Origin of the sequence: Methylobacterium sp. B1 (assembly GCF_000333255.1) — a bacterium.
Classification (GTDB): Bacteria; Pseudomonadota; Alphaproteobacteria; order Rhizobiales; family Beijerinckiaceae; genus Methylobacterium; species Methylobacterium fujisawaense.
Window position 1 is genome coordinate 1 of the sequence record NZ_BACT01000368.1, and the last position, 10641, is coordinate 10641.

Here is a 10641-nt window from a genome sequence, read left to right on the forward strand (position 1 = left end):
CGGGCGATGTCGGCGGCGCTGCCCTTCTTCCGCGCGGCGGATCAGGTGCTCGTGGCGACCCGCGGCGAGGACCTGCGGGTCGGCAACGCCGAGGATCTGGCGGTTCACCTCGCCCGGCACGGCGTGAGCGCCACCGCTCACCACCTCCACGCTGCCGGCCCGGATGCCGACGCGATCATGCGGTTCGCCCTGGAGCAGGACGCCGACCTGGTCGTCATGGGGGCCTACGGCCATTCCCGCTTGCGGGAATGGATCTTCGGCGGCGTCACGCGCGATGTCCTCGACCGCGCACCCATCTGCAGCCTGATGTGTCACTGATGCGTTGGCGGCTGCTCTCCGTCGGTGTCGCCCTCGGCCTGGATCTGCTCTGCACCGGAGCGATCGGGGCGGAGGAGTCCTCGGCGCCGCAGGGGCGGAAGTTTGCGCATGCGCATTGCGCAGGCTGCCACGCCATCGGCCTCCGGGGCGCGAGCCCGATGCGGGCGGCCCCGACCTTCCGCATGCTGGCCGAGCGCTTTCCCGTCGACGACCTCGCCGATGTCCTGATCGAGGGCGTCGAGCGGCGGCATCCGGCGATGCCGGACTTCCGGCTCGAACCGGATGATGCCGCCGACCTCACGGCTTACCTCAAGACGCTGAAACCGTGACGGCCGGTCGACGAATGCACAACCGTGCATCCCGGCCACTGCAGTGCGGATCGGATCGCGGCCGGGTTCAGAAGGCGTAAAAGTCGGTGCAATGCGCCGGCGGAAGGAGACCGGCGTAGCCCCAGATGCAATCGTCGTAGCGCCTCCAGCGCTGGAACCCGTCTGCCGTGCCCATCACCGAAACAGGGGCGCCCGTCTCGAATCGGCCGCCGGCCAGGGTCCGGCTTCGCACGCCGCCTTGGAAGGCGGCGCGATCGCGGTAGACCGACGCCCGGTCCCTGAAGCGGGGCGATCTTCGCACGAGGCCGCACGCGCAAGTCGATGTCCGACGCGCCTCGACATGCGCGAAGGGCAGGGCGCCGCTTCCGGGCCGCGCGAGCGCCGCGGTCGATCCGACCAGGACGGCGATGACGAGGACAGAGCGGAACATGACGCCTTCTTCCGGTCACCGGATGACGGCGCGGATCATAGAACCGCACCCCGACCGCGCGTTTGACGCGTGTCAACGGAATCTCATCCGGCGAAGGTCTCGCTGCGTGCGCGATCCGAGGACGCGCCGCCTCGGCAGGCCAAGCTCGTCGGTTCACACTCGAACACAGCATTTTCCCCGGTCGATCGCTGCATAGGCACATCCGATGCGGCGTTCCCGTGTTGATGAAGATCAAGCCGCGGCGGCGGGACACGGCTTATCTGAGTTGCTGATGCGGCTTGGAGCCCGGTCATTTTGCCGGCATCCCGGAGTCCTTCGTGGAGAACGTCGCGCGCCTGCCGAGCGAGCGGTTCGATCCGGTCGCGCAGCCCACCGGAGCCGCTGTCCTGGACATGGTCCGGTCGCTCCTGCTCGAACTGCACCCGGAGCGGGGGGCGACGATCGCGGTCGACCTCGACAGCGATCTCGAACGGGAGTTCGGCCTCGACAGCCTGGGGCGCGCGGAGCTGATCCTGAGGCTGTCGCGCAGCTTCCGGGTGTCGCTGCCGGAGAGGCTGATCGGCGAGGCAGCGACGCCGGCCGCGTTGCTGGCCGCGATCCAGGCTGCGGGCGCCGCGCGCGAGCCCTCGGCGGCGTCTCCGCCACCAGCCGCGCTGCCGACGGCGGCCGAGCCGCACCGGGCCACCACGTGGGCGGACGTGCTCGATTTCCACGTCCGCAATCACCCGGACCGCCCCCATCTTCGATTGCAACAGGAGGACGGGACCGAGACCGTTCTGACCTACGCGGCGCTCGACCGGCGTTCGCGTCAGGTCGCGGCCGGCCTCCTGAAGCTCGATCTCGCCTTCGGCGACCGGGTCGCCCTCATGCTGCCCACCGGGCCCGACTTCTTCCCGGCCTTCCTCGGCACGATCCTGGCGGGTGGGGTCCCGGTCCCGCTCTACCCGCCGTTCCGGCGAGCCCAGATTCAGGATCACCTGCAGCGTCAAGTCGGTATCCTGGCGAACGCCGCGCCGCAGATCCTGATCACCGATGCGGCGATCAAACCCTTCGCCTGGCTGCTGCGCGACGGCGTCGAGAGTTTGCGGGTCCTGACGACCACCGCGGATCTCGTGACGGAAGACGCTCTGGCGGCGGCCGTCCCGGCCACGGGGGCGGACCTTGCGCTGATCCAATACACCTCCGGCAGCACAGGCGATCCGAAGGGCGTGATGCTGACCCACGCCAACCTGCTCGCCAATGTCCGCGCCATGGGCGAAGCGGTGGCGGCCTCGTCGGCGGACGTCGTCGTGAGCTGGCTCCCTCTCTACCACGATATGGGATTGATCGGCTGCTGGCTGGGCAGCCTCTATTACGGTGCGCCGGCGGCGATCCTTTCACCCCTGGCCTTCCTGGCCGATCCGGGGCGCTGGCTCAGGACAATCCATCGCCAGCGCGGCACGATCTCGGCCGCCCCGAACTTCGCCTACGAGCTGTGTCTCAAGACCCTGCGGGACGAGGATCTCGCGGGGCTCGATCTCAGCTCGCTGCGCGTCCTGACCAACGGGGCCGAACCGGTCAGCCCGGACACGCTGGCCCGGTTCACTGAGCGCTTCGCGGCCTTCGGCCTCCGGCCGTCGGCCGTCACACCCGTCTACGGGCTCGCCGAATGCGCGGTCGGCCTCACCTTTCCGCCCCTCGGCCGGGGCCCGCGCATCGACTGGATCGACCGCGCAACGCTGTCGCGGAGCGGCGAGGCCCTGCCGGCCGAGCCTGGCGCTCCGGGGGCCGTCGCCTTCGCCGCCTGCGGGCATCCGTTGCGCGGCCATCAGATCCGGATCGTGGACGAGGCCGGGCGCGAGGTGCCGGAGCGCCGGGAGGGGCGGCTGCAGTTCAACGGTCCCTCCGCGACGACCGGCTACTTCCGGCGTCCGGAGATCACGCGCGCCCTGTTCGACGGAGCTTGGCTCGAGAGCGGCGACCTCGCCTATTTGGCGAGCGGCGACGTCTTCGTGACGGGGCGTACCAAGGACATCATCATCCGGGCCGGTCGGAAGATCCATCCGCACGAGCTGGAAGAGGTGGCGGGCGCGGTCGACGGCGTCCGAAAGGGCTGTGTCGCGGCCTTCGCGAGCCCCGACCCGAGAACCGGGACGGAGCGGCTGATCCTCGCCGCCGAGACGCGCCTCACCGACGCCGCGGCCCTGGAGGAGCTGCGCCGCACCCTGGCCCGGGAAGCGATGGGCGTGATCGAGCAGCCGCCCGACGTGATCGTCCTGTGTCCGCCCCGCACATTGCCGAAGACGTCGAGCGGGAAGATCCGTCGCGCGGCGACGCGGTCGCTCTACGCGGCAGGCGAACTCGGCCGGCCGGAAGCCGCCCTGCGGACGCAGCTGGTCCGGCTCGCCGTCGCGGGGGCCGCGGCGCGGCTGCGCCGTATCGGGCGGCTCTGGTCGGAGGCAGCCTACGCGGCGTCCTGGTGGGGCGTCCTCGTCGTCATCGGTGCCATCCTATGGCCGCTGGTGCTCGTCCTGCCGAAGCGCGCTTGGCGCTTCGGCGCCCTCCGGACGGGCCTGAGGCTCTTCTTCCGGGTCACGCGGACGCCGTTGACCGTATCGGGCGAGCCCGTCAGCCGCGGCGCCGTCATCGTCGCCAACCATGCGAGCTATCTCGACGGCGCCGTGCTGGCGGCCGTGCTGCCCGGGGCGCCGGTCTTCCTCGCCAAGCAGGAGCTGGCCCGTCAGCGCATCGCCGGGCCGTTCCTGCGGCGGCTGGGAACCGCCTTCGTCCACCGGGGTACCGCGGCGGGTATCGCCGATGCGGCGGCGATCGTCGGGCGCATCCGCGATGGCGAGCAGGTGGTCGCGTTCCCGGAGGGCACCTTTACCCGGACCCCGGGCCTCCTCGGCTTCCACCCCGGTGCGTTTCTGGATGCCTGCCGCGCGGGTGCCCCGATCGTGCCGGTCGCGATCACGGGCACGCGGTCGGCGCTGCGGGCCGATCAGTGGTTCCCCCGGCGGAGCGTGATCCACGTCCATATCGGAGCGCCGATCGCCCCGGACGGCGAGGATTTCCACGCCGCGATCCGCCTGCGCAATCGGGCGCGCGCGGCGATTCTCGCCCGCTGCAACGAGCCGGACCTCTCCCGGGAAGCGGTGCCGTCGCCCGTCGAGCCGGCTCCGGAATGATCATGTCGGGCCGCTCCGAGACACGGATCTGCGCAAAGCCGCCCGCGGACGCCTCGACGGGCACGATCCCCAGCCTTCTGCGAGCCCAGGCAACCCGCCGCCCGACGGCGGTGGCCTACGTGGCGCACGATCCTGCCGAGGGACGTTTTTCTGCGATCACATGGGCCGAGATGGCCGAGCGGGTCGCCGAACGGACGGCTGCCCTGGCCAGCGAGGCGCTCGAACCGGGCGCACGGGTCGCGCTCTGGCTGCCGAACGGGATCGAGTGGGTGGCCTTCGATCATGCGGCGCTCTCGCTCGGCCTCGTGGTGGTGCCGCTGTTTCCCGATGACGCTCCCGCCAACGCCGTCGACATCCTGGTGGATTCCGGCGCCCGCATCGTCGTCGTCCGCACGGCGGCGCAATGGGAGAGCCTCGGGGATCGCGCCCAGCTGCGCACCGGAGTTCAGCGCGTGATCGCGCTCGAGGAGCCGCGAGGAACTCGACCTTCCGATCCGCGCCTGCAGAGCCTGCGGTTCTGGCTCGCAGGGGCGCGTGGATCCGTGCTGACTCCTGCCGGGCGCGACCCCGATGCCCTCGCGACGATCGTCTACACGTCGGGGACCACCGGTCGCCCGAAGGGCGTGATGCTCTCGCACCGCAATCTGCTGGCGGTCGCGCAGGCTGTTCTCGACCGCAACCCAGGCTCGGATCGGGACGTGTTCCTGTCCTATCTGCCCCTCGCCCACATCTTCGAGCGTGTGGTCGGGTGCTATCTGCCGCTGATCCTCGGAGCGCCCGTCGTGTTCGCACGATCGGTGGCGCATCTCCAGGAGGACCTCCTGTTCGCACGCCCGACCATCCTGCTGGTGGTCCCGAGCGTGCTGGAACGTCTGCGCCATAGCGTGACGGAACGGGCGGAGCGGACGCCGCTGACGCGCTGGCTGCTGCGCGCAGCCCTGGCCCGAGGCTGGGCGCTCTTCGCGGCCCGGCGGGACGGACGGCGGCTCGGCCTTGCCCGGACCGTACTCGGCCTCCTGCTGCGCAGCATGGTGGGGCGCCCCATCCGCCGCGCGTTCGGCGGTCGTTTGCGGCTCGCGGTCTCTGGAGGCGCCGTGCTTCCGGAAGATACCGCCCGGTTCTGCCTCAGCCTCGGCCTGCCCCTGGTCGAGGGATACGGCCTGACCGAGGCGGCCTCGGCGGTCACGGGATTCCGGCTCGGCGCCACGCGCCCGGGCCGGGTCGGCCCCGCACTCCCCGGAATGGAGATCCGCCTCGCGGCATCGGGGGAAATCCTCGTGCGCTCGCCAGGCGTGATGCTCGGGTATTGGCGCCGTCCGAACCTCACGGGCGAGGTCCTGCGTGACGGATGGCTGTATACGGGCGATCTCGGCACGCTGCAGGACGGCGATCTGTGCATCACCGGCCGGCTGAAGCAGATGATGGTCCTGTCGACCGGCGAGAAGATCTCGCCCGAGGCCGTGGAGGCCGCGATCTTGCGCGATCCCCTGTTCCGTCAGGCCATGGTCCTGGGCGAGGGCGAAGCGCGGCTGTCGGTCCTGGCGGTGGTCGATGCGGCGATGTGGACGCAGCTTGCGCAGGATCTGGGTCTCGATCCCGCGGCGGAGGACGCCCTCGATGACGCGCGCGCCCGACGGGCCGCGCTCGATCGGATCGCCGCGGCGCTGCATGACGGACCCCGCGCTGCCAGGGTCCGGGCGGTGCTTCTGCTGCGGACGCCCTGGACTGTCGAGGACGCCTCCTGACCCCCACGCTGAAGCTGCGCCGCGCCGTCCTCCTTGACGGGTTCCCCGGAACGGTGGCGGCCTTGCGCGGGGAGCCTGAACCCCCCCGCGCCTGAGCAAGTCTGGTTTCGCCAACACGGTCCCCCCCTGATGCGGCCCCGGTCCGCCGCTCAGTACTTGTCCGTCAGAACGCCCTCGATCCCGTAACGCACCAGACGATCGCGCGATCTGACGCCCGATCGGATGCGGTGGGCAACTTCGAAGGCGATATGATTCTCGACAAGATATCGCGGAATCATAGGAAACTCGGACAAGAATCCGGTCAATGCGTCGAGTGCCTCTCTGTGGGCTTCGACAGCGAGTCGAATATCCGATGGCGACATCGCGATCCTCCTCCTGGCTTGAGAGTTTGATGCCGGAGACGGATGCGGCAGCGTTGATCCTGATCAATGTGTGCCGCGGTCGACTGCTTCACCGCTTCGACAGACGAAGAGCGCCGCCAGCGCCACGATGGACAGGCTCTCGGTGTCGCGCGAACCGGAATGCTGAAGACGATGGCATCATTGAAAAAGCCCCGCGGAATCGATCAGCCCGAACGCCGGGCCACGGCGATCGCAAATGCCAACTGGTTCCGGGCCCGTGCCCGCCAGGCGCTCCGCGAGGGCCATCCGGACAGCAGGCTGCGCGCCGGCCGAGCCCTGGTGGCCGCACGGCTCGTGCTCGAGCGAGCGCGACGCGAGGGCCTTCTGATGGATCAGGCGGCCGGCGCCGCCTGACCGGGAGCCGCGCGGCGCGCGCCGCCTCAGGAGGAACGCCATGACCGACAAGGACCTGCGCCGGGCGGTGCTCGACGAACTCGACTTCGACCCCAGCCTGGACGCCGGGGATATCGGCGTCGCCGTCTCCGAAGGGGTGGTGACGCTCACTGGCCATGTCGGCAGCTACGCCGAGAAGGTGGAGGCGGAGCGCGCCGTGCGCCGCGTCCGGGGTGTGCGCGCCATCGCGCAGGAGATCGCGGTCCGTTACGCCGACGCGAAGAAGGTGGCCGACGACCAGATCGCCGCCCGGGCGCTCGCGATCATCGACTGGTCGGTGCATCTCCCGAAGGACGCTATCCAGGTCACGGTGAGCGGCGGCTGGATCACCCTGACGGGTGCCGTGCCGTGGCGCTACCAGTCGAGATCCGCCGAGGCCGTCGTGCGGCAGCTCTCAGGGGTGTTTGGCGTCACCAACCGGATCGCGATCGAACCGCGCGTTCCACCTGGGGCGGTCAAGGACAAGATCCTGGAGGCGTTTCGGCGGAGCGCGCTGTTCGAGGCCGACGCGATCAAGGTCACCGTCTCGGGCGACCGGGTCATTCTGGAAGGTGCCGTGACGGCCTGGGCCGAGCGCGATGCGGCCGAGCGCGCCGCATGGTCGGTGCCGGGCGTGCGCGCCGTCGAGGACCGCATCGTAGCCATGGCCTGAGCGGACAAGATGGGATGCACCGCGGCGCGGATTCGAGATCGATCCTAGATCCCGGAGTTGAGCGCGCGCGGCACCGATCCGTCTGGCGGACGGAAAGACACGAAGTGTTCGGACCGGGGGGCCTGTCCCGTCGCGTGACAGATCGCGAGCCACTGAGGCGCGGTTCCCGGTGTCCGATCAAGGATCGCGCCGGCCTTCGATTCGACTGGCGAAGGCCGGCGCAGGCAGGAACATCCCGGGTCGTCCGGCCAAGTCACGTTCGGCGCATCGCGATGGCGCGCCGCGCGCAAAGATCGCCGTCGCGAAAAGAGACAGCAAATATAGTTCTTCAGCAAAGTTATTGATTGATTCCCGGCGAGCGGTTCGTGCTCTCACTCCGCCGGGGCCGGGGGAGAGATGCCGGTCACTTGGACGGAGGGCTCCTCACTCAGCCAGCGATATAGAATCCCGCCAAGAACCCCACCGAAGATCGGGGCGACCCAGAACAGCCAGAGCTGGGTCAGGGCCCATCCGCCGACGAAGACCGCCGGTCCCGTGCTGCGCGCCGGGTTCACCGAGAGGTTCGTGACCGGGATGCCGACGAGGTGGACGAGGGTCAGGCACAGCCCGATGGCCAGCGGCGCAAAGCCGACCGGGGCCTTGCCGTGCGTCGCGCCCATGATGACGAAGACGAACATCATGGTGAGCACGACCTCGGTCAGGAGGCAGGCGGTCAGCGCGTATTGCCCCGGCGAATGCGCGCCATAGCCGTTGGCGGCGAAGCCCTTCTCGACGGAGAAGGCCGGCGCGCCGCTGGCGATGGCGTAGAGCACAGCCGCGGCGACGAGGCCGCCGACGACCTGGGCGATGACGTAGGCCGGGATGTCGTGGGCCGGAAACCGGCCTCCGGCCGCGAGTCCGCAGGTCACCGCCGGATTGAGGTGGCAGCCCGAGATGTGCCCGATGGCATAGGCCATGGTGACGACAGTCAGGCCGAAGGCGAGCGCGACGCCGAGGAGGCCGATTCCGACCTGCGGAAACGCGGCCGCGATGACGGCGCTCCCGCAGCCCGCGAAGGTGAGCCAGAACGTGCCAATGGCCTCGGCCGCGCACTTGCGGATATCCATGGAACCTCCTGCGGTCAGGCGAGGCGACATTTCCGTGGCCCGCCCGACCGAGCGGATCGGATTATCCAGGGCCGGACCGCATCCTGCCGCGAAGGGAGGGGCCTCGATTTGAGCTAGATCAATTCCGCATCGCGGGTCTGGTCGCCGGCACCGGTCTCTTCGGCGCGGCGCCTCGGTCGATCCGCCAGTTTCTCCCGTGCTGCGCAGGGCATGCCGAGCCGTCGATCGACGCCCGGGCCGTCGAGAACGGGGACCCGCGCCTTTGATTTGAATCAACGCCGTTCCGATCGAACGGGCGATTCAATCGGAGGTGATCGGACGGAATGGGGACCGCCTCCTCATCCACGGGTCCGACGGGAGGTGTCGTATGGGCGGAACGGTCACCTTTGGAACGCTGCAGACCGGAGCGGGGCGTGCCCGCGGATGGCTCCTCGCGGTCGGCAGCCTGCTGCTGATCCTCGGCATCGTGGGCCTCTTCATGGTGGTCAGCCTCACGATCGTCAGCACGCTCTGGTACGGCGTCCTCCTGATCGCGGCCGGGATCGCCGAGATCGCCGAGGCGCTCGCCAAGCCGTCGGAGGTCGAAGCGTGGCGATCCCGCGTCGTTCGGTTCTTCGCGGGCCTGCTCTACCTCGTCGGCGGTCTTTGGGCCGTCTTCCGCCCCCTCGAAGCGTCGCTCGCCCTCACGCTCGTCCTCGGGCTCACCCTGATCGCCTCCGGCGTGGCGCGCGCGCTCTGGGCCATCGTCCACACGACGCAGCTGTCGCGCGCCACGGTGATCCTGTTCGCCCTGCTCTCGATGCTCCTGGGCGCCGCCATCATTGCGCAATGGCCCTATTCGGGCCTGTGGGCGATCGGCCTCTTCGTGTCCTGCGACCTGATCGCCGCGGGACTGTCATGGGCGTGGATCGGCCTCTTCGGCCCGCCGCCGGTCGCGCCGGCGCTCGCATCGCCCGGCAGCGGATCGGCGACCCGTTGAGCCGCATAGGCGAACGCCGATCTCCGTCGGCGCGGACGGGATCGGGTGGCAGAGCCAGGGACATCAGACCACAAGCCGGAGGATGGCAATGGAACCGATGCATCGTCGTGCCGTGCTGGGCAGTTTCTCGTCCGCCGCCCTGGCGGCTGCGGGCCTGCTCATGGTGCCGGGTGCCGTCTACGCTGCGCCCCTGAGAATCGAGCCCCTCGACGATCCGAGCGGCGGCCCAGTCGAGAAAGCACAGGCCGTCGTCGTCGTCCCGCGGCGGCGCCGCCGCAGGGTCTGCTGGTGGCGGCGCGGACGACGGGTCTGCGCCTGGCGCTGACCTGTGCGCCGATGACCGGATCGGGCCGCCACCGCCCGGCGACCCGGTCGTCCCACGGCAAGCCACCGCGTCCGGGATGGAGCAGACCGATGTCGACGCGCCGCGCCTTCATCAAGACTCTTCCCGCTGTCGGAGCCGCCTTCTCCGCAGCCGGATGCCTCCTGGCGGAAGCGCGTGCCGCGGGCGACGGGGAATCCCCGGCTGCACCCGCCGGTCCGGAGCACTTCCACCCGAAAGGCAAACCGCCGTCGTCGTTCACCCGCGCCGTGCTCCGGCAGGCCCGCACGCGCCTGCCTTTCGCGGACGACACGGATTTCGAGGAGCAGCGGCGCGGGCTGATCGCCCCCATGCCCGACGGGATCATCCGGGCCGACGATGGTCACGTCGCGTGGGACATGCAGCAGTTCCAGTTCCTGGAGCAGCAGGACGAATTCGACAGTATCCATCCGTCTCTGCTGCGCATCTCGCGTCTCAACAACAATTACGGGCTCTACGAGGTCGTCCCCGGCATCTATCAGGTCCGGGGGTTCGATCTCTCGGACCTCACCATCGTGCGGGGACGGACGGGTTGGATCGTGTTCGACCCCCTCGTCAGCCAGGAGACCGCACGCGCCGCCTGGGCGCTGTTCCAGGCGCATGTGGGCGAGGGGCGGCCGATCTCGGCCGTGATCTACTCGCATACGCATGGCGATCATTGGGGCGGCGTGCGCGGGATCCTCAAGGAGGAGGACGTGCGGTCCGGCGCCGTGCCGGTGATCGCGCCGGCCGATTTCCTCGTCCATACGGTGGCGGAGAA

General features: G+C 69.9%; 11 protein-coding genes. 9 read left to right on the top strand and 2 right to left on the bottom strand.

The window, feature by feature from the left end:
* Nucleotides 1-318 (top strand): universal stress protein (locus I53_RS10805; RefSeq protein ID WP_043350317.1); only part of this gene is annotated, 318 nt, incomplete at its 5' end.
* Nucleotides 318-647 (top strand): cytochrome c, encoded by a 330-nt coding sequence (locus I53_RS10810; RefSeq protein ID WP_043350319.1) that lies wholly within the window; start codon nucleotides 318-320, stop codon nucleotides 645-647. The genes I53_RS10805 and I53_RS10810, both read left to right, overlap by 1 nt.
* Nucleotides 648-714: 67 nt before the next feature.
* Here I53_RS10810 and I53_RS10815 read toward each other — a convergent pair whose 3' ends face one another.
* On the bottom strand, nucleotides 715-1077 hold the full coding sequence (locus tag I53_RS10815; protein ID WP_043350322.1) for a hypothetical protein: 363 nt from the start codon (nucleotides 1075-1077) through the stop codon (nucleotides 715-717).
* A 317-nt stretch (nucleotides 1078-1394) separates the two neighbouring features.
* Between I53_RS10815 and I53_RS10820 the strand changes: the two genes are divergently transcribed.
* The 4 genes from I53_RS10820 to I53_RS10835 all read left to right on the top strand — a co-directional run bounded on the left by I53_RS10820 (nucleotide 1395) and on the right by I53_RS10835 (nucleotide 7435).
* Entirely contained in the window at nucleotides 1395-4244 is a 2850-nt protein-coding gene (locus I53_RS10820) for an AMP-binding protein (protein WP_251982290.1), read from the top strand.
* Nucleotides 4245-4246: 2 nt separating this feature from the next.
* Nucleotides 4247-5989: an AMP-binding protein gene (locus I53_RS10825; protein ID WP_251982291.1), complete on the top strand. Its 1743-nt coding sequence runs from the start codon at nucleotides 4247-4249 to the stop codon at nucleotides 5987-5989.
* 521 nt (nucleotides 5990-6510) lie between these two features.
* Nucleotides 6511-6744, top strand: coding sequence for a hypothetical protein (locus I53_RS10830; RefSeq protein ID WP_251982292.1), 234 nt, complete (start codon nucleotides 6511-6513; stop codon nucleotides 6742-6744).
* Between the two features lie 40 nt (nucleotides 6745-6784).
* On the top strand, nucleotides 6785-7435 hold the full coding sequence (locus tag I53_RS10835) for a BON domain-containing protein (protein ID WP_043350325.1): 651 nt from the start codon (nucleotides 6785-6787) through the stop codon (nucleotides 7433-7435).
* A 371-nt stretch (nucleotides 7436-7806) separates the two neighbouring features.
* Here the strand turns inward: I53_RS10835 and aqpZ are convergent, their stop codons facing one another.
* On the bottom strand, nucleotides 7807-8541 hold the full coding sequence (gene aqpZ / locus I53_RS10840) for an aquaporin Z (RefSeq protein WP_043350328.1): 735 nt from the start codon (nucleotides 8539-8541) through the stop codon (nucleotides 7807-7809).
* 367 nt (nucleotides 8542-8908) lie between these two features.
* On the opposite strand from aqpZ, the gene I53_RS10845 reads away from it, so the two are divergent.
* The 3 genes from I53_RS10845 to I53_RS10855 form a co-directional block, all read left to right on the top strand.
* Complete coding sequence (locus I53_RS10845; RefSeq protein WP_043350331.1) at nucleotides 8909-9520, top strand: HdeD family acid-resistance protein; 612 nt, start codon at nucleotides 8909-8911, stop codon at nucleotides 9518-9520.
* Between the two features lie 97 nt (nucleotides 9521-9617).
* Complete coding sequence (locus tag I53_RS10850) at nucleotides 9618-9845, top strand: hypothetical protein (protein WP_244538829.1); 228 nt, start codon at nucleotides 9618-9620, stop codon at nucleotides 9843-9845.
* A gap of 89 nt (nucleotides 9846-9934) precedes the next feature.
* Nucleotides 9935-10641: MBL fold metallo-hydrolase (locus I53_RS10855; RefSeq protein ID WP_148291119.1), on the top strand; the 707-nt coding region annotated here is incomplete at its 3' end.

Bases quoted from the DNA above. Each gene is read 5' to 3' on its own strand.
- I53_RS10845 (WP_043350331.1), top strand. From the start codon at position 8,909: ATGGGCGGAACGGTCACCTTTGGAACGCTGCAGACCGGAGCGGGGCGT.
- I53_RS10825 (WP_251982291.1), top strand. From the start codon at position 4,247: ATGTCGGGCCGCTCCGAGACACGGATCTGCGCAAAGCCGCCCGCGGAC.
- I53_RS10810 (WP_043350319.1), top strand. From the start codon at position 318: ATGCGTTGGCGGCTGCTCTCCGTCGGTGTCGCCCTCGGCCTGGATCTG.
- I53_RS10830 (WP_251982292.1), top strand. From the start codon at position 6,511: ATGCTGAAGACGATGGCATCATTGAAAAAGCCCCGCGGAATCGATCAG.
- I53_RS10850 (WP_244538829.1), top strand. From the start codon at position 9,618: ATGCATCGTCGTGCCGTGCTGGGCAGTTTCTCGTCCGCCGCCCTGGCG.
- I53_RS10815 (WP_043350322.1), bottom strand. From the start codon at position 1,077: ATGTTCCGCTCTGTCCTCGTCATCGCCGTCCTGGTCGGATCGACCGCG.
- aqpZ (WP_043350328.1), bottom strand. From the start codon at position 8,541: ATGGATATCCGCAAGTGCGCGGCCGAGGCCATTGGCACGTTCTGGCTC.
- I53_RS10835 (WP_043350325.1), top strand. From the start codon at position 6,785: ATGACCGACAAGGACCTGCGCCGGGCGGTGCTCGACGAACTCGACTTC.